This is a genomic window from Desulfosporosinus meridiei DSM 13257, from assembly GCF_000231385.2.
Lineage (GTDB): Bacteria > Bacillota > Desulfitobacteriia > Desulfitobacteriales > Desulfitobacteriaceae > Desulfosporosinus > Desulfosporosinus meridiei.
Genome location: NC_018515.1, coordinates 3,055,779 through 3,074,635, shown reverse-complemented (window position 1 = coordinate 3,074,635; position 18,857 = coordinate 3,055,779). Strand labels below are relative to the sequence as shown.

Here is an 18,857-nt window from a genome sequence, read left to right as displayed (position 1 = left end):
ACAAGGAAGATAAACGCTAATAACGATGGTTGCTGAAATCTAAGAATATAAGGAGGAGAGATTGTCTTGATAGCATTAAATGGTGTAGAGTCATGTAAATCATTAGCAGAACTTTTAGCTAATTTAATACCTGGCGGAGTGGTGTTTGGGTTAGTAGAGAAAGACACTTTTGTATGGGTGAAATCGTCCGAATCCTTTACTCTGGACATTTTTAAGGTCGGCAACAAGCTGAATGACGATACAACAACGATTCAAGCAATACGTGAAAAAAAGGTTCTGGTTAAGAATATTCCCCGCACGGTGTATGGTATAAGAGTTTCAATAGTCTCTATTCCTGTGCTGGATGACAATGGCAACTCAGTGGGCGCGTTTTCTATAGCTATGCCCAAACTGCATCCTGTCGCAGCTGCCTTTGGGGATTTTGCCCCAATTATCGCGGAAATGTTTCCTGAAGGGTCTTACATATATATGTCCGATTTGACTAAAATTGCTTATGCACAGCCATCAAAGAAATTTGATATGCCAACCCTCCCAGTAGGGTACGAATTGCAAGAAACAGACATTTCTCATCGAGTAATCCAATCAAAAAAACCGATTATCGAAGAAGTTGATGCCTTGAAATACGGTGAGCCCCTTACTATAGCTAATTATCCATTATATGATGATGCAAATCAAAACATTGTCGCTACCTTGGGTATAATTACTCCCAAAAACGCAGCAGTTGCCCTGCGCGGAATGGCGGGCAACCTTGAAAACAGTTTGGAAGGTATTGCTGCGGCCATAGAAGAACTGGCAGCATCTGCTTCAGAAATACATTCTAATGAAGGATCTCTTAATTCAACAATCAATGATATTATTAAGATAACTGATGAAATAAATGATGTATCAGCATTCATAAAATTGATAGCTGAGGAAACCAAGATGCTGGGAATTAATGCAGCCATTGAAGCTGCCAGAGCAGGCGATGCTGGACGAGGGTTCGGAGTTGTTGCAGGAGAAATCAGAAAACTCTCTGATCAATCAAAGAGTACCGTGCCAAAGATAAAACAACTGACAGAAACCATTAAACAAAAAGTTGATGAAGCCAGCCGTAAAAGCGATCTCTCCTTAGATGCAAGTCAGGGACAAGCGGCGGCGGCAGAAGAGATTTCGGCGAGCATTGAAGAAATAACTTCAATGTCAGAGGAACTAAACAGACTGGCAAGAACTTTGTAGGGTTAACTCAAATGATCTTCCAAGCAGCAAGTTTCATTCGAAAAAGTAAATTCAACAGCTTGGGCCTCATATCCCCATACTTTCCTGGTCTTGCATTGAAAATCCATCTTTTTTAACATCACTCATATTCAACGAATCATCCTTCATTACAATATTCTTCAGCTTTTTAACTGCCCCATAAGCTTCTTTTAAGGAAAGCTTATCCCCTTTCCCGGAAATAACCCATAAGGTTTTATATCCCCGAGGTATTGTCTGAAGCTTTTCTTCACCTTTGCCATCCGTGAAATAGACCAGTAAATTAACCTTATGCTGATTAGCATATTCAAAAACCGGGCTGAATTTGGTGCCTCCACTGATATTAATTCGATCTTTGATATCCTTTGCCGATTTGACGGTATACACTAGTCTGATCTCATTGTCGCATTCAATAATCGTAATTTCATGATTAAGATTTTTAACGATCTCCAGGACTTCTCGCAGGGCATGCTTAAATTCCTGATCACTAATGCTGCCGCTAATATCCAGAGCAACCACAATCTTGGCTTTATGACTCCTCAGTTCACCTCTTAAATCTAAGCGCTCGGGCTGTCTTCGGTTTCTTCTGGTTATCGTCTTCTTTTTATTGCTTTCAACCGTCCCCAGCAGTCGCTTGAGATATAAATTCCAAGGCAATTCCCCCTGGCTGTTTTTAAGGGAAGAGATCATACTTTCCAAATAATTGGGAAGACTGCCTTTTTGAGCATTGGATATAAACTTTTCAGTAAATTCTTGCAGGGTTTTTTCATCGATATCACCGGATTCAGCCCAAAGGTCATGGGTTTTTTCCGGATTATACTCTGTTGCTATTGTTTCATTCCGATCATGATCTTTGTCATCCTGAGCATTATCAGCTTCATCTTTGTTTTCATCAGCTGCATCCTCATCCGCTTCCAGCAAGTCCAGGGCGGTTTGAATCTCTTCCACATAATATTCAAAGGGTTTAAAGGGCAAGAGGGTTAAGGAATAATTTAAATTAACCCATTCTAAAGTAATAGAATAGGGGGGAAGATGATCTAAATAGGTATTGACGACGATATTCATGGCTAGATTGATGGCTAATGTGCTGTAGCCAGATTTAAATTCTTTGGCTCTGATTAAATGCCTGGATAAGATGTGGAGAATTTCATGTTTAATGGTACTTTCCATCTGCTTAATATTAAGATTTAAGAAAATAAGGGGATTAAAATAAATAACATACTTAGCCCCTTTAAAATTCACAGCAGTTGGGCTGTTAATGTCAAAGCGAATTTCTCTGGACATTTGCAGCAAAAAGTAGCCATAGAAATTATCTTTATCTTCCATAAGACTTAAATTAACTTTATCAACAAGGCTGAAAAACTCTTCTTTAAACTCCTGGGGTACATTAAGTTCAGAATGACTATCTTTGCGTTTTGACATGAAAAAACTATTAACAACACTATCTGCATGTTCATAAAGTTCTTTAACTTGTTTTTCAAAAAAAGTTTCCATGCTTATCACCTGATTAAACAATAAGATTCAAAATATGATTCGATAAAAGCCTCATTTTCTAAAGCTAGTTTGTAAACTTCAGGATAACTGTTCTTAATATCTTTCATGATTCCTATCATTAAGTCCACAGGATATAGGTTTAAAAACTCCATCAACCTGTTTATATAAAAACTAGAATCAGCAGGATGGTTTAAGATGCTTGCTTCTAGGCTTTTGAGAATATTCTTGGCGGCTAGATAAAGCCTGGTATGGCTTTCTTTTTTTATGCTTTCTCTGATAGATTCAGGCAGAGAATGTTCTAAAAAAACATCTTCATAGGATAGGAGGGAAGTGTAATCGGATTCTACAAAGCTTACAAATTCTTCAGCGATTAAGCGTCCCACATTTCCTTTAACAACATTTAAAAAAACTGACCTGGGAATGGAATCCTTGTTCTCCTTATAAATCTTATAACTGCTGGAAATTCGCTCGTAGCTTCTGGGGGTAGCTCTTAGATCATCTTCGTTGATCTTATGCAAATAATCGGGGAAAGTGGAGATGAAATCAATAACCTTATCCTCAATTCCGGCCTCGATAGCCCAATCCATCCACTGCAGATAATCTGGTTCCATAGATAACCAGACAAAGCGATTTTCTTGGGCAGCATCCATATCGACAACCTGGTAATCAAAATCCGAACCATATTTACTGGAAGGATTCATGGCGGCTAAGATTTTTACACCCTCAGGTAACTTGTAGCCATTGATTTCCCGATTTAAGATTAAATTCATAAGTTCCTGTTGGACGGTATGTTCGCAGCGATTGATCTCGTCGATAAATAAAAGAACAGTTTTTCCCTGAGATATCTCCTCGTCAATTTCCCTAAGCTTATGATGTACGGCATAGACTGTCGCTTTCTTTTCGATAGAATCTTCTTTACCATTAACCCCCGGATAAGATTCGATCGTGGGCAGCCCGCCAATTTCCCCTTCTTTGAGGAGATTCCCATTAATAACAATTAAACTCCACTGATTTTTCTGAGCAATTTCCTGAGCTAAAGCTGTTTTGCCGATCCCGCTTTCCCCAACGATTAAAGGGACTTCTCCAGTGGATAGTACTAAGTCAACACTTCTTAAGGTGTCTGTAAAATTCATGGTGTCTCACTCCTATAGCATCTTCAGTTTTTCATCGACGGCTATTTTTTTGGCCTTTTTACTGCCATATTTATAAATTATCATGATCTTATCCAAGGGCATCAGGTCGCTGTTTTTATGGATATAACTGCAATTTAAAAAGTCTCTGACATATTTTTCGTCAATATCTTCCTTAGCTAAGGATTCCATTAACACTTGTTCTAATTCGGCTTTAGTGATTTTGTCCATAACGTATTTAATTATTAAAATGTTGACTTGCAAAAATTTTAGGATTTTAGGTTGATCTAAATCCTTAATAAAGGTAATAGCCCGCTCATTATTCTTGATCGCCATAAGTTCTGCCTGATAGGTAGGAGAATTGATATATCTTAAGGCATCATAATTAATTTTTACAGCCTCTTCTTGAACACTTGCGCAAGGTTCTTTGATGAATTTTATGGAATCGTAATTTTTTTGCACAGCCAATAATTGCAATTCCTCACTGGGATTCTGAACATATTTAATAGCCCAGCCGGCTTGATTGAGGGCTAATTTAATTAACTGTTCGCTGGGATTTTTAATGTACTCTAAGTTAACCCAGCCATCTTTGATCGCTTTGATCTGCATATCTTCAGAAGGGTCATTAATAAATTGAATTGCTCGGCCATTATTGTCCAGAGCTAATTCTTGCATCTCGCTGGTTGGATTATCGATAAATTTCAAGGTAAGACCATTTTTTTGTACTGCCAATAACTTAATCTCCTCGGTGGGATTAGGGATATAGGCTATCGCATTAGGATTATTCTTGATCATTTCAATCAGGGTTGCTTTTTCCATAAGGTTAGTTCCTTTTATGATTATTTTTAGCATTACTTTGTGTGATACTACTTTTTAAGTTAACCTAAATAAGGTGATTATACCACCAGATAAAAAAAGGGTCTATCAATCACGTTCATAATAAAGCGGACCCTATGTCAAGGACATTTTAAAAAAGGGGTCTTGAAAAAGAATGCCCTCATGTCACAAAAATGTGATGTGAGGGCATTTTCTAAATTTTAATTGGATATTTCCCAGTTTTTATGTAATTGGCATACTTATTTGGTGACAGTTTTGCTAGTCTCCATTGGTAACGGTCATTATTGTAATAGTCCATATAATCATCAATCTCAAGCTTTAAATCTGAGAAGCTATTGCACCTTTCCAGATGAATTTCGTCCTTCATATGACCAAAAAATGATTCCTGAGGGGCATTGTCCCAACAGTTACCTCGCCGGGACATAGATTGTCGTAACTTCTTATCCTTTAAAAGTTGCTGAAAAGATATGCTTGTATAATGGCATCCCTGATCAGAATGCAAGATCGTTTCTCTATTTAATGTGATTCCGTGATTTTCTATAAGCATATTAACCGTTTCAAGTACGAAATCCACTGCCAAGGATTCGCTAGCAACATATGCCATTACCTGTTTGGTACAAGCATCCTTAATAACAGATAGATATGCCTTATCACCATGATTGTAGAAAAGGTATGTGATGTCGGTAAGAAGTATCATACCCGGACCATGTTTTTGGAACTCCCGGTTTACTAGATTTTTAGAAACATTGTTGGTTTTCATGGCCTTTGCCATGCGACGGTAAGGATTTGCCTTGCGTATCGGACATTTTAATCCGTATTTACCCATAAGACGCTGTATTTTCTTTCGATTCATTCGAACTCCCTGATTCAGAAGGCGCATATGAATTCCGCGTGAACCCTTATCATAACCACGAAACTTATATGCTTCTAGAATCAGTTCGAAATCCTTTTTGTCTTGTTCTTCCTTTTCATTTCTTGTATCTACAGTATTTAGCCATCGATAATAACCGGAGCGTGATACTCCGGCTGTATTGCATAGCCAGCTGATATTTAACAGGTTGTTATCTCGTTCGATCATTTCTTTGATGAGTTTGTATTTGATGGATGGTTTCGCTTGTATTCCCAGTTTGCCTGCCGATTCATCTGAATATTTTTTTTTAAGAATTCATTTTCTTGGTTTAAGTATGCAATTTCCTGTTCTAAGCGCTCAATTTTTTCAGTATTGGTGAGTACCTTTGTGGATGGCCGCCCGGTGTTATTTCTTCGGGTGTCTTCACACCCCTCAGGGCGTAATTCATATAACTTCATACGGGCTACAAGACTGTTTTTTCGTTTCTTTCCGAGTATACGATGGTCAATCCCCATATCTGCTAAAATTTGCGACGGCAGTTTTCCAGCGCGATATTCCTCTTCGAACCTTTCTTTAAATTCTTTCGTATAGGTAATTGATTTTGCACTTGCTTTTTTAATGTATGGATTCTTTTGTAGCTCGATCTGTTGTTCTTCAGTAAAATAGTTTTTCCCCATCCAAGCTTTTCTCCTAATTTGATGTATTAAGTATAACAAAAAGACCCTATAAATAGAGTCAGTTAATTTTACGGCAAGTGAGCCTTTTTTTAACTGTCTATTTTATAGGGTCCATTTTATAAACCCACCCTAAGTACTTAGAACTTATATGAAAAGGAAGTCCAGTATGACTGAACTTCCCTTTTTGCATCTTGACTGGTAATTTCCTCAGTCCTTGACCCACTTGGCTACCACAAAGCCGGGATTTCCTGCTCTTTTCTCCTCCATGGCCAGGGCCTCTGCTGTGGTTTGAACATTGGGTGGGAAGAAAAGACATTCTCCAATTTCCGCGTGTCCTCCAATTTGCCAGGAACTTATTTCCTCTTTGCTATAAAGAGCAGCACGGGCGAAGACAGAAGTGGGGTTTTTACGAGCTGCCTCAGCATAGTACTCACTCCAGGCACTCCTGCCGGCGATGAGTCCGATCATCATACAGCCCTCGGGCTTTAAACGACTAAATAGTTTTTGCAGGACTTTTTCCGGTTCAGGAACGAATTCAAAGGCAGTCATGGAAAAAATCCCATCATAGGTTTCCAGTTGATCCAGAATCTCTGTAATATCGGCCTGCCACCAGTGAACAGGTTTAGAGTTTGTATTGTTCTCCTCAAGGGACGCTAGTTTGTTTTGGGCCAGAGCCATCATTTCAGCGGAAATATCCACAGCAGTCACTTCATATCCCTCTTGCACAAGCCAGCTGGTATATTGTCCGGTTCCACAGCCGATCTCCAAAACCTTGGTACCCGGTGTCTTAAACATGGACTGAGCCAAGTGACGTTCAACTTGATCAGAGACTGATCCAAGTTCAGTATCATACCAGGAATCATAATGTGCAGCAACCCGGTCAAAAAGTGCTTCCTTCATTAGTAATCACCCTCATATTCCAATTTCCCATTCTATAATGTAACATTCGAATTTCTACATTTTGCTCTTTAATTCCTTCTTCACCTTCCCATAAGTTCAAAGATATTGTTAAGAATTTTTACTAAAGAGCAAGTTATCTGGCCACCAACTTCTGTTATCTACAGTTACTTTTCGGTTTTTGAATATTTCATGTTAACTCTCAGCTTTAATAGTATGACAAGGGGTATATAGCACTTTGTTAGTGGAAAGAAATAAATTTTGATTACTTAATATGACATGCTGCCTTCAAGTTTGATATCGTAGAATAACAACGTGTGATTCCATAACAGATAAGCAAAAAGTATTCGGAAAAAGGAGGGGAAACCATGAATAATATGAATTTTAGCGAGGTAGTTGAACGTTGCATTCAAATAAGAAAACTCTATCAACAACTGGAACGACAGCATCATGGATCAGAATGGACCGTGGAAGAGGATGCCTTAGCTTTCTTGACTGATGCCGGCTTGGTGGGTCGTTTGACCATGTCTCAGCAGGAGCGTTGGCCAAAAGGCGGTAATACAGTATCTGAATTGGAGCATAAACTTAGCGAGTGCATATGGTGGCTAATTGTCTTGGCAGAACGTATGAATATTGATATCAATGAATCATTGAACCAGTTTTTATCAAAACTTGAAAAACAGTTCTAGCGGAAAGCGTGTGGGAAAAAAGGGGATACTTATAATTCAATTGGAAACAATAGCTCGGAGGCTTATCAAAATCCTAGATGAGAAGGAACCGGCGTGATTAGATGACCGAAAAACTCGACGAGTACAATCAAAAAAGAAATTTCACCAGAACCTCAGAACCGGAAGGGATAACAGAAGTTGCCCAAGAGGGTCTGAGGTATGTGGTTCAGCACCATTTGGCTCGCAGAGATCACTACGACTTCCGCCTGGAATGGGAGGGAGCTTTATTGAGCTGGGCAGTGCCCAAGGGCCCTTCCTATGATACTCGTGACAAGAGGCTGGCCATAAAGGTGGAGGAGCATCCTTTGGAATACAGAAACTTTGAGGGGACGATTCCCCGAGGGGAATATGGCGGCGGTGTGGTTATGCTCTGGGATGAAGGGTACTGGGAACCCTCTGGTGATGTAGCTGAAGGACTCAGTGCCGGAATGCTGAAGTTTGTTCTGAAAGGACGCAGGCTTAAGGGCAAGTGGGCTCTGGTGCGCTTGAAAGGGAAAGCGGGGGAGAAGCAGGATAACTGGCTGTTGCTTAAAGAAAAAGATGAGTATGCTAATAATGCCCAGGGGATTTCCGAATTTACCACCAGCATCAGAACCGGACGCACCATGACGGAAATTGAAGAAGGGGAAGAGGAAAAAATTACGAAGAACCCCTTCAGCAGTACCGGTGTACAGTTGGCCCAATTAGTTCATACGCCTCCTAAGGGTGAGGATTGGCTTTATGAGTTGAAATACGATGGCTACAGAATACTGGCCTATATTGAAAGCAACAGTGTCCGGTTGATTACCAGGAACGGCCATGATTATACAAAGAGATTCCAGGATGTCGCCTCTTCCCTTACTGAATGGGCGGTGGGCCGGGCGATAATTCTGGACGGCGAAATGGCCATCACGGATCCAGCAGGCAAGACGGACTTTCAGGCCCTGCAGAACTATCTGAAAAATCCCCAGGGCAAAAACCTGACCTATATCGTCTTTGACCTCCTGGCCCTGGATGGAACAGACCTCAGGGGCCAGCGCCTGATTGATAGGAAGGAAAGATTGGCAGACTTGATGCAGGATGCCCCTGAAAATCTCCACTACAGCCGGCATGTAAGAGGAAATGGCAAAGAGAGTTTTCGGGCGGCCTGTGAAGGGGATATGGAAGGGATAATCGGTAAAAAAGCCGATTCCTTCTATAGCGGAGCAAGAAACGGGGACTGGATCAAGCTTAAATGCGATAAAAGGCAGGAATTTGTGATCGGAGGGTATACCCTTTCTGACAAAAAAACCAGCGGAATAAGTTCCTTGCTCCTAGGCGTTTATGCAAGGGGGGAATTAGTCTATGCCGGCCGGGCCGGCACTGGCTTGAGCGAAGCGGATATAAAAAAGCTGGAGGGCGAATTTGCTGGCCTACAGAGAGGAGAGTCCCCTTTCCAGTGTGCGCCCAAGCCCCGATCCAATGAAAGGATCACCTGGCTGGAACCTGAATTGGTGGCGGAAATCAAATTTGCCGAATGGACCGCAGATCATCAGTTAAGACAGGGCAGCTTCAAAGGTCTGCGGAGGGATAAGAATCCTAAGGATATTAGACAAGAAACAGCGGATGAAGATAGAGAGGATAACGAAACACTGTCTCCATCAGCTGTTAAAAAAACGGAGAGCCTTGTGGAAGCAAACACCAACGGGATCATCATCGAAGGAATCAAGATTTCTAACCCGGACAAAGTGATCTTTGCCGACTCGGAAATCACCAAACTGGATGTGATCCGGTATTACGCTCAGGTGGCAGAGCGTATGCTGCCCTATGTGAGCCATAGGATTCTCAGCATTGTCCGCTGTCCCAAAGGCATAGCCCAGGCTTGCTTTTATAAGAAGCATCCCGTTCCGGGAAGCAAAGGAATTGTCACTATCCCTATTTCTACCGGCAGCGGAGAACAAGAAGACTACTTTTATATTGAGGCCCCCACCGGGCTGATCGCTGAAGCACAAATGGGCACCCTGGAATTTCATATCTGGGGGAGCCGTGTGGAGCATCTGGAAGAACCTGACCTGATGGTATTTGATCTGGATCCTGACGAAGGAATGGATCTGAGCAGAGTGCGTCAAGGTGTGCGGGATGTGAAAAATATTCTGGCCGAGCTTTCCCTAAAATCTTACCTCAAGACCAGTGGCGGCAAAGGGTACCATGTAGTCGTCCCCTTAAAACCGGCCGTGACTTGGGAGAGGTTTCACGATTTTGCCAGGCGCGTTGCCGAAGTGATGGAACAGAAGTGGCCTGATCGTTATACTAGCAATGTGAGAAAGGCTAAGCGTACCAACAAGATCTTCATCGACTGGATTCGCAACGGCAGAGGTGCTACCAGCATAGCCCCCTATTCCCTGAGAGCTAGGAACGGAGCCGGAGTGTCCATGCCTATCCCCTGGGCTGAACTGGACACGGTGGCTCCTGACGATGTCAATATGGCGGAGGCCCTCCGGAGGATTGGCGGCAGTGATCCTTGGCAGGATTTTTTTCGGAATAATCAGCAGCTTAAATGAATTGCAGGGAGTCCTTATAGTTGCGTTTTTCTGGATTTGATTTATACTTTAGTTATTAAATGGGGCGAGGAGCACTGGTATGAGCATGAAATTTATTAAACGAATACCGACTGCTGAAGAAATCATTGAGCAGTTACCGTTACCTAAACATATAAGTAGTCTGCGCGACAAACGAGTTGACGAAATGAGAAATGTCTTTACCAATCAAGATGATCGATTTATCCTGATTATCGGCCCTTGCTCGGCGGATAATGAGGATTCTGTCTGTGATTATATCGAGAAATTGGCTGAAGTTCAGGAAAAGGTGAAAGACCGACTATTAATCATACCGAGAATTTATACAAACAAGCCTCGTACTACAGGCGAGGGGTATAAAGGTATGGTTCACCAACCCGACCCCGGGAAAAAGCCTGATTTGTGTGAGGGAATTAAAGCTATTCGCAGACTGCATATCAGAGCATTATCCGAATTTGGTATGCCGGCAGCTGATGAAATGTTATATCCGGAAAACTATAGTTATCTCGCAGATGTTTTAGGTTATATCGCTATAGGGGCACGGTCGGTGGAAAATCAGCAGCATCGCCTGACTGTCAGTGGAATTGACTTACCGATTGGTATGAAAAATCCCACCAGCGGAGATCTAACTGTTATGTTAAACTCAATTATTGCTGCTCAGAGCAGCCATACCTTTATCTATAACGGCTGGGAAGTCGATACCCAAGGAAATCCATACTCTCATGCCATTTTAAGAGGGGCCGTCGACTTCACTGGACGAAATATCCCCAATTATCACTTCGAAGATCTGATTCATACTGCTGCCGAGTATGAAAAACTAGACCTTAAAAATCCGGCTATTATCGTCGATGTCAACCATGCTAATTCAATGAAACGTTTTTATGAACAGCCGAGAATCGCTCGAGAAGTTTTATTAAGTAGAAAGTACGATGGGTTACTCAAGAAAATGATTAAAGGTTTGATGATTGAAAGCTATTTGGTTGAAGGCAGACAAGGTATCGATGAAAATATCTACGGAAAATCTATTACAGATTCATGCCTGGGTTGGGAGAGTACAGAAAAGCTTATTTACTATATTGCAGAGAATAGTTAAGTTATTAAAAGGCCACGGTTTGGCCTTTTTTGGTAGTTTAATTTGTGAAAGGAAGGGCAAAAATTGGAGACAGACATCACATGGCGTCTGGCAACTAAAGAAGATGCCGAAAAAATTTTAGAAATATACGCACCTTATGTAACAAATACCGCTATTACTTTTGAATATGAGGTTCCTTCTGTTCAAGCGTTTGCAGAAAGAATTAGCAATATAACCAAGAAATATCCTTACCTGGTTGCAACAGAAAACAAGCGGATTATTGGTTATGCCTATGCGTCAGCATTTAAAGAGCGGGCGGCATATGATTGGGCAGTGGAGACCACCGTATATCTAAGGCAGGATTGCCGAGGTAAAGGTGTTGGTAAGAAATTATATTTAGCTTTGGAAGAAATATTAAGGCAGCAAAATATTCTTAACCTCAATGCTTGCATCGCATATACCACCACCGAGGATGGTTATCTTACTAATGGGAGTACATATTTTCATAATCAATTAGGGTATAAGAAGGTAGGACATTTTACAAAGTGCGGATACAAGTTTAATACTTGGTACGATATGATTTGGATGGAGAAAATGATTGGAGAACATAATTGCAATCCAAAACCGGTAATTCCAATTACGGATTTTCACGGATTATAAAATGAGGTTTAGCATTCTGATAAATCATTTTCAAAGACCAGCAGCGGAACCTCAATTCTTATTGTGAATTGACAACGGCAAACCTCCAAGCTAACCTAAATGGAGAGTAGCGGCAGAATTAATAGATTGACTAAAGATACCCCCCGATTTTCAATATCAAAAATCGAGGGGTATTTTCATTTAGATAAATTCATGTTCCCTCCTTTATCTATCCAACGCCTGTTCCGCCGTCTATAGACCTGATCTTAATTTTTTTTACTTTTTTCCAATGTCTTGGAAGGGAATAACCAAATCATGCGGAAATATTAATGGATAACTCGAAAAATAATAATTGGTGTCTAAAATGAAAGGTGATTTAACAAAGGGTTGGAGCGGGGAAAAGTATTTCCAAATAAATTCAAAGGGTGATTAAGATTATGATTAGAGAGATAGCTTACGATGATGTAAAAGACAGCCTCAAAACCGGAGATCTGATTTTATTCCATGGTGTTCAAAGGACAAGTAAGCTGATTGAATTGATTGAATGGTCATTCTGGTCACACGTTGGTATGGTTGTTTTACCCAAAGACATCGGCATGACCGGTAAAGAACCTCTTTTTTGGGAGTCGACAGCCTCCGGTGACGGCCTGACGGATTACCTGTCAGGCAAACCAAAAGAAAACGGCCCCATGCTCGTATCACTGCATGATCGTATCCAGGTAGATGTTAATCAACATTATGATACGCATTTTTTGGTGAAATATTTAAATCGTTCGTTGAAGCAACCGGAGCTGGAACAACTTAAGGATTTCATGTACAAAGTTCATGATCGTGGATTTCCAAATGCTGAAAATGCCTTGAAATATTACATAGAAGGTAGGTCTTTTAATAAACCAGCGCCCGATAAGGAAGTGTTTTGCAGCGAATTAACGGCAGAGACCTTCATGGCGATGGGATTCATCTCTACAGAATACGTAGCAAACGGGTATTGCCCGGATGACTTTAACAAAGGCGACAATATACCATCCCTGCAGCCTTTTCACTTTATTGACGGGGCCAGATTGAATAAATAGAGATGATATTATGAGTAAGAAAATCGCTACGATATTTGTAATTTTAGTGCTAATTATCCTTTTATCAGCTGCATTATTTTTAAACAAACCAACTGCCGCGCAGCCACCAAAACCAATCAACGGTGTCCTGGATTTAAGCAACTGGTCATTTGAGAACAATGGAATTGTTTGCTTAGCAGGCGCCTGGTCATTCTACTTTAATCGGTTTCTGACTCATGAAGACTTTGTGCGGGGCGTTAATGTTATGCCAACAGCTCTTGAAATACCCAGCACCAAAGAGAGCATGGCGCGTTTCAAGCCTTTTGCGGAAAACAAATTCTACGGTACGATGAGGCTCGTTATAAAACTGCCTGAAGGTAGGAAGACTTACGGACTCAGGACAGGCATCATACTGACATCCTTTAAACTCTACCTTGACGGCGATTTGCAGGGTGAAGTGGGAAAAGTCGGAGCGAGCCGGGAGAATAGCGTACCTTACTACAATATACTCACCACCTACTTTAACCCGGAAAGTAATGAAGTTGAGCTAATTTATCATACATCCGATTTTACAGCGGAAGATTGTACCATTGTGGCACCCAAAATCGGCTTAGCCTCCCAGATTTCACAAGAAGTACAGTTGGGTTTAGGCAGAGATTTGTTCCTTTTTGGTATGCTGCTTATTATGGGGATCTATCATTTTGGTCTGTATATTATGCGGACAAAGGATCGAGCACCACTCTATTTCGGGGTTTTTTGCCTTTTGTTTTCACTTCGTATGTTATTGGTAGGCGAACGCTTTTTACCAAGTCATTTGAATCTCAGTTTTTTTGTTTACGGACGAATGGCTTATCTATCTGTGTTTATTGGATTTGCAGCTTTGTGTGGATTCTTATACTATACCTTGGATGGCCTATTCCCCAAATGGTTCGTCAGGGTCAGTATCACTCTGGGATCATTGTTTGGTTTGCTCTTTCTTTGGATTCCCTATAGTTCAGCGGACAGACTACTGATGATTTATGCTGTATTTGGATTTGCCTTATTAGGCTATGCCATGATTCGCCTGGTTATTGGAATATGGCAAAGTGTTCCTTTTGCCAATATCGTTTTTCTGGGTTTCGCTTTTTTAGGGATAACCTTTATCAACGATTTTATTTATCAAATCACACTTCGCAATACACCTTCACTAATTCCCTTCGGCGTTGCAGTATTTACCCTTACCCAGGCCTATACCTTGTCTGCCAGATTTTCCAATGCCTTTACAAAAGCTGAGCAACTCTCGGCAGAAAATAAGGCTATTTTGTCAGAGCTTAAGCTTTTGAACAGTAATCTTGAATCTCTGGTTAAGGAACGGACTTCCGATTTGCAAAATGCCTTGGAGGAAATGGAAGTCATGTCTAAAACGGATTACCTGACAAAATTACCTAACAGGCGGTTGGTGTTTGCCAAAATCAAGGAACTAATTGAGCAGAAAAGAAGCTTTTATATTGGCTTAGCTGATATTGATCATTTTAAAGAGATTAACGATCACTACGGGCATGTTAAGGGTGACGAAATCCTTGTGCTTTTATCTTCAATCATAAGTACTGCCATTGGCGACTGTGGTTTTGTTGGTCGATGGGGCGGTGAGGAATTCTTAATAGTACTGGAGATGGATGAGTTTGATTCGATTTTAAAAAAGGCCAATGAGATACGCAGGGCAGTAGCGGAATACCGGCACGGAGACATCGGCAAAAGCATTACTATTACTGTTGGATTATGTCAATACAGGGAAAACACCTCTCTGGACATTTTAATAGCCAGAGCAGATGAGGCTCTTTATCAGGGCAAATTAGCCGGCAGAAACCAGTGTATCTTCAAAGCAGATGAAAAGAGCGAAAATGTGGTATAACTTTGTCTCAAGCATCGTTTATGAAGGCGATGCTTTTTGTATTTTTTTAATTATCGATAAAGATTCTCATGGAAAAGTAATCTTTATTGGGGAAAACGCCTTCCATAATCTTTCCTCTCCCCATTCTCCTATTTCAATTGTTAAACTTTAAGCTTACTGTTATCATAATAATAGAAGAATCGACATAAACGCCGATACTGCTGTGCTTATTGAAGCAGCTAAACAGAAGGATTTGAAATAGATTATGAGAAAATTAGTTATTGGCATATTGGCACATGTGGATGCGGGCAAGACGACACTATCTGAGAGTCTGCTTTATTTGAGCGGTAAAATCGGCAGATTGGGAAGGGTGGACAATAAGGATGCTTATTTAGATAATTATGAGCTAGAGAGAGCAAGAGGAATCACCATTTTTTCCAAGCAGGCGATGTTTGAAATAGGGGAGACTCAGATTATCTTACTGGATACCCCGGGACATGTAGATTTCTCGGCTGAAATGGAAAGAACCCTTCAGGTGCTGGATTATGCAATTTTAGTGATAAGCGGTGCGGACGGTGTGCAGGGGCATACCAAAACATTATGGCGGCTCCTGCACACCTATCGGATACCGGTTTTTCTTTTTATCAATAAAATGGATCAGATTGGGACTGATAAAGACAAGTTGATGAAAGAATTGAAAAAGCAGCTGCATGATGGGTGTATTGAATTCGGGCAAGTTCCCACGGAGGATTTCTACGATCAACTGGCCATGTGTGAAGAAATGATGATGGAAACCTTTCTGGTAACGGGGAAGATTGAAACTTCACAGATTAAAAGATCTGTCACAGAGCGGAAAGTTTTTCCATGCTTTTTTGGTTCCGCTCTAAAATTAGAGGGTGTTGAGCAATTTATGCAGGGTATAGTGCAGTATGCCCTGATACCTGCCTACCCTGAGGAATTCGGGGCTAAAATATTTAAAATAGCAAGAGATGAGCAAGGGAACCGCCTTACCTACCTGAAGATTACCGGCGGAAGACTTAAAGTGAAAGATGTTTTAACCAATGGCCTTTGGAGTGAGAAAGTTAATCAAATTCGGGTTTATTCCGGACAGAAATTCGAGCAAGTGAACGAGGTAGGGGCAGGTTCTGTCTGCGCTGTAACAGGGCTTAGCCAAACCAGACCGGGAGAAGGCTTAGGGATAGAGGCAGCTTCAGATACACCGGTATTGGAGCCCGTGTTGGCCTACCAGATTATTCTTCCGGAAGGTTGTGACCCAAGGGTAATTCTCCCTAAGTTGCGCCAAATTGAAGAAGAAGAGCCGGAACTTCAGATTGTCTGGGATGAGCAGTTGCAAGAAATTCAGGCCCAGATTATGGGGGAGGTGCAGATTGAAATCCTCCAGAGCCTTATCCTAAGTCGTTTTGGTGTAGCTGTTGCCTTCGATGAAGGAAGAATTGTTTATAAGGAGACCATAACTAATGTAGTAGAAGGGGTAGGGCACTTTGAGCCACTCAGGCATTATGCGGAGGTACACCTATTACTCACGCCGGGAGAGCCGGGAAGCGGTCTGCAGTTGGGGGCAGAATGCAGTGAGGATAGCTTAAGTAAAAGCTGGCAAAGACTTATATTATCTCATCTGGAAGAAAAGGCTCATAAAGGAGTTCTAACCGGGTCAGCCATTACAGATCTGAAAATTACTTTAGTCTCAGGTCGGGCCCACAATAAACATACCCAAGGCGGCGACTTTAGAGAGGCTACCTTTCGTGCAGTCCGTCAGGGTCTAAAGGAAGCAGAATCCATAGTGCTGGAGCCTTATTATGCCTTTCAGCTGGAACTGCCTGAGAAAATGGTAGGCAGAGCCATGACAGATATAGAGAATATGCATGGTACTTGCGCAATATCCGAGACCAATGGCGAGACGGCAGTTCTGGTGGGGAGCGCCCCGGTTGTTACTATGAGGAATTATCAGCAAGAAGTAATGGCCTACACCAAAGGACTCGGCAGGCTGTTTTGCAGCCTGAAAGGGTACGAGCCGTGCCACAATGCCGAAGAGGTCATTGAAACTAGCTTCTATGATTCGGAAAGAGACCTGGCAAACCCGACGGGTTCGGTATTCTGCGCTCATGGTACGGGTTTTTTGGTGGAATGGTATGCCGTCAAGGATTACATGCATGTTGAAAGCTATCTTCAGCAAAAAAGCTCGCTGGTAGAAGCAGTCCCCAATCAGCCCTCATACCCAGAGGAGCGGTCGATCAGTTTAGAGGAGATTGACCAAATTATCAATAACACCTTTTATGCCAACCAAGGGAAGAAGTCTGTCTGGAAAAGACGCAAAACAGCTCGGGACAGTTATTATGAACCCACTGCCTATGGGGACAGACAGAAGGAAAGCAAGGAAGAGTACCTCCTGGTGGACGGGTATAATATCATCCATGCTTGGCCTGAACTGAAAGAGCTTACCGAGGATAATATGGATGGGGCCAGAATGAAATTGCTGGATACTCTAAGCAATTATCAGGGGATACGGAGATGTCAGATTATTGTTGTCTTTGATGCTTACCGTGTTCAAGGGCATTTTGAGGAAGTTATTGACTATCATAATATCCATACGGTCTTTACCAGGGAGGCTCAAACGGCAGATCAGTATATTGAAAAATTCGCCCACGACAATCAGAAAAAATATGATATCACCGTGGCAACTTCAGACGGTTTGCAGCAGCTCATTATCAGGGGAGCAGGATCAGCTTTATTCTCTGCTAGAGAACTGAAGGTTGAGATCGAAAGGGCTAACGAAAGAATTAGGAAAGAATATCAGGAATTAAAGGGAATAAATCGTAATTACCTAGTCGATGTATTGTCCCCTGCCGCGAAACAGCAGATGAAAGAAATAGTTGATAAAGATAAAGAACAATAACAAATCAATAAATATATTCTGGAGGGATTTGCAAATGGAAAAGGAAAAAATGGAATCTTTAAGCTGCTGTGATTGTGGAACAGCAAATTGTTTTCATCAAGACAGCAATTTCCCAAGCTTTTGCTTGACTACTAATACTCGACAAGAACTAATTGATGAATGCACCGACTTATATAAGGGTGATGATATAGTCGCGAAACTGGCTAAAACAGCTGCTGAAATAGAAGGGATTTATTACGGTAAATTGACCCGTGCTGAAGAAATTATTGCTTTTGCCAAGCGAATAGGGGCCCGAAAGATCGGGATCGCTACTTGTGTTGGGTTACATAATGAAGCTAAACTATTCAGCAAAATTTTAAAGGCCAAAGGATTAGAGTGTTATTGTGTAATCTGTAAGGTTGGATCAGTAGATAAAACAGAAATTGGAATTCCTAATGAATTGAAATTACAAAAGGATTGTGTAGAAGGGCTATGTAATCCTGTTTTACAAGCCAAGTTGTTAAATGAAGCTAAAACGGACTTGAATGTTATTATTGGTTTATGTGTGGGTCATGATTCATTGTTCATCAAGTATTCAGAGGCTATTGTAACAAATCTAATTACTAAAGATAGAATTACAGGGCACAATCCTGCAGCGGCTTTATATACCAGTAATTTTTATTACAAGAGATTATTATCAGAAGAAGAATAATCGAATAGCATATTTGCCCCTTATTTCACTATTTTAAGACAAAATTGTCCAATAGTTTTGTTACGAATATTGAAAAAAATATGAAAACGTATTACAATGTACCTAACTAAGTCAAAGGGATGTCCCGCTGACAAAGTGAAAACAATAATTTGTTACTGACGCCAAATACAAGTTATAAGGCGAAAGGCATTGCAACGCTTCATATTATCATGAAATTTTTGCGCCTTTCTGGCGCATTTTTT

The 18,857-nt window shown here is 41.2% G+C and carries 15 protein-coding genes; 9 read left to right on the top strand and 6 right to left on the bottom strand.

The window, feature by feature from the left end; genetic code table 11:
• Window positions 1-66 precede the first annotated feature (66 nt).
• Window positions 67-1,215 (top strand): methyl-accepting chemotaxis protein, encoded by a 1,149-nt coding sequence (locus DESMER_RS14225; protein ID WP_014903754.1) that lies wholly within the window; start codon window positions 67-69, stop codon window positions 1,213-1,215.
• A 66-nt stretch (window positions 1,216-1,281) separates the two neighbouring features.
• Here the strand turns inward: DESMER_RS14225 and DESMER_RS14220 are convergent, their stop codons facing one another.
• From DESMER_RS14220 to DESMER_RS14195, 6 genes are all read right to left on the bottom strand, one after another.
• A complete protein-coding gene (locus tag DESMER_RS14220) occupies window positions 1,282-2,724 on the bottom strand; it encodes a vWA domain-containing protein (protein ID WP_014903753.1) in 1,443 nt (480 codons plus the stop codon).
• Between the two features lie 5 nt (window positions 2,725-2,729).
• Window positions 2,730-3,857, bottom strand: coding sequence for an ATP-binding protein (locus DESMER_RS14215; protein WP_014903752.1), 1,128 nt, complete (start codon window positions 3,855-3,857; stop codon window positions 2,730-2,732).
• A gap of 12 nt (window positions 3,858-3,869) precedes the next feature.
• A complete protein-coding gene (locus DESMER_RS14210) occupies window positions 3,870-4,673 on the bottom strand; it encodes a hypothetical protein (protein ID WP_014903751.1) in 804 nt (267 codons plus the stop codon).
• Between the two features lie 211 nt (window positions 4,674-4,884).
• Entirely contained in the window at window positions 4,885-5,793 is a 909-nt protein-coding gene (locus DESMER_RS14205; protein WP_345787944.1) for an IS3 family transposase, read from the bottom strand.
• Window positions 5,766-6,218, bottom strand: coding sequence for an HTH domain-containing protein (locus DESMER_RS14200; RefSeq protein ID WP_014902487.1), 453 nt, complete (start codon window positions 6,216-6,218; stop codon window positions 5,766-5,768). The genes DESMER_RS14205 and DESMER_RS14200 overlap by 28 nt, the downstream gene beginning before the upstream one ends.
• 207 nt (window positions 6,219-6,425) lie before the next feature.
• Window positions 6,426-7,118, bottom strand: coding sequence for a class I SAM-dependent methyltransferase (locus DESMER_RS14195; RefSeq protein ID WP_014903750.1), 693 nt, complete (start codon window positions 7,116-7,118; stop codon window positions 6,426-6,428).
• 365 nt (window positions 7,119-7,483) lie between these two features.
• On the opposite strand from DESMER_RS14195, the gene DESMER_RS14190 reads away from it, so the two are divergent.
• The 8 genes from DESMER_RS14190 (at window position 7,484) to DESMER_RS14155 (ending at window position 18,615) form a co-directional block, all read left to right on the top strand.
• Window positions 7,484-7,804, top strand: a complete 321-nt coding sequence (locus tag DESMER_RS14190; protein ID WP_014903749.1) for a MazG-like protein — start codon at window positions 7,484-7,486, stop codon at window positions 7,802-7,804.
• Between the two features lie 101 nt (window positions 7,805-7,905).
• Window positions 7,906-10,362, top strand: a complete 2,457-nt coding sequence (gene ligD / locus DESMER_RS14185) for a DNA ligase D (protein ID WP_014903748.1) — start codon at window positions 7,906-7,908, stop codon at window positions 10,360-10,362.
• Window positions 10,363-10,441: 79 nt separating this feature from the next.
• The gene (locus DESMER_RS14180) at window positions 10,442-11,470 is read left to right on the top strand and encodes a 3-deoxy-7-phosphoheptulonate synthase (protein ID WP_014903747.1); all 1,029 of its coding nucleotides are present in this window, start codon (window positions 10,442-10,444) and stop codon (window positions 11,468-11,470) included.
• Between the two features lie 63 nt (window positions 11,471-11,533).
• On the top strand, window positions 11,534-12,109 hold the full coding sequence (locus DESMER_RS14175; protein ID WP_014903746.1) for a GNAT family N-acetyltransferase: 576 nt from the start codon (window positions 11,534-11,536) through the stop codon (window positions 12,107-12,109).
• A 416-nt stretch (window positions 12,110-12,525) separates the two neighbouring features.
• A complete protein-coding gene (locus tag DESMER_RS14170; protein ID WP_014903745.1) occupies window positions 12,526-13,161 on the top strand; it encodes a hypothetical protein in 636 nt (211 codons plus the stop codon).
• Window positions 13,162-13,171: 10 nt separating this feature from the next.
• Complete coding sequence (locus DESMER_RS14165) at window positions 13,172-15,031, top strand: sensor domain-containing diguanylate cyclase (protein ID WP_014903744.1); 1,860 nt, start codon at window positions 13,172-13,174, stop codon at window positions 15,029-15,031.
• 244 nt (window positions 15,032-15,275) lie between these two features.
• A complete protein-coding gene (locus tag DESMER_RS14160) occupies window positions 15,276-17,924 on the top strand; it encodes a translation factor GTPase family protein (protein WP_014903742.1) in 2,649 nt (882 codons plus the stop codon).
• A gap of 34 nt (window positions 17,925-17,958) precedes the next feature.
• Entirely contained in the window at window positions 17,959-18,615 is a 657-nt protein-coding gene (locus tag DESMER_RS14155) for a DUF1847 domain-containing protein (protein WP_014903741.1), read from the top strand.
• The last annotated feature ends 242 nt before the right edge of the window (window positions 18,616-18,857 follow it).

What these genes read in the sequence shown, in the direction of transcription:
- DESMER_RS14170 (WP_014903745.1), top strand. Translation starts at nt 12,526, where the DNA reads ATGATTAGAGAGATAGCTTACGATGATGTAAAAGACAGCCTCAAAACC.
- DESMER_RS14200 (WP_014902487.1), bottom strand. Translation starts at nt 6,218, where the DNA reads ATGGGGAAAAACTATTTTACTGAAGAACAACAGATCGAGCTACAAAAG.
- ligD (WP_014903748.1), top strand. Translation starts at nt 7,906, where the DNA reads ATGACCGAAAAACTCGACGAGTACAATCAAAAAAGAAATTTCACCAGA.
- DESMER_RS14210 (WP_014903751.1), bottom strand. Translation starts at nt 4,673, where the DNA reads ATGGAAAAAGCAACCCTGATTGAAATGATCAAGAATAATCCTAATGCG.
- DESMER_RS14220 (WP_014903753.1), bottom strand. Translation starts at nt 2,724, where the DNA reads ATGGAAACTTTTTTTGAAAAACAAGTTAAAGAACTTTATGAACATGCA.
- DESMER_RS14190 (WP_014903749.1), top strand. Translation starts at nt 7,484, where the DNA reads ATGAATAATATGAATTTTAGCGAGGTAGTTGAACGTTGCATTCAAATA.
- DESMER_RS14155 (WP_014903741.1), top strand. Translation starts at nt 17,959, where the DNA reads ATGGAAAAGGAAAAAATGGAATCTTTAAGCTGCTGTGATTGTGGAACA.
- DESMER_RS14160 (WP_014903742.1), top strand. Translation starts at nt 15,276, where the DNA reads ATGAGAAAATTAGTTATTGGCATATTGGCACATGTGGATGCGGGCAAG.
- DESMER_RS14180 (WP_014903747.1), top strand. Translation starts at nt 10,442, where the DNA reads ATGAGCATGAAATTTATTAAACGAATACCGACTGCTGAAGAAATCATT.
- DESMER_RS14195 (WP_014903750.1), bottom strand. Translation starts at nt 7,118, where the DNA reads ATGAAGGAAGCACTTTTTGACCGGGTTGCTGCACATTATGATTCCTGG.
- DESMER_RS14215 (WP_014903752.1), bottom strand. Translation starts at nt 3,857, where the DNA reads ATGAATTTTACAGACACCTTAAGAAGTGTTGACTTAGTACTATCCACT.
- DESMER_RS14165 (WP_014903744.1), top strand. Translation starts at nt 13,172, where the DNA reads ATGAGTAAGAAAATCGCTACGATATTTGTAATTTTAGTGCTAATTATC.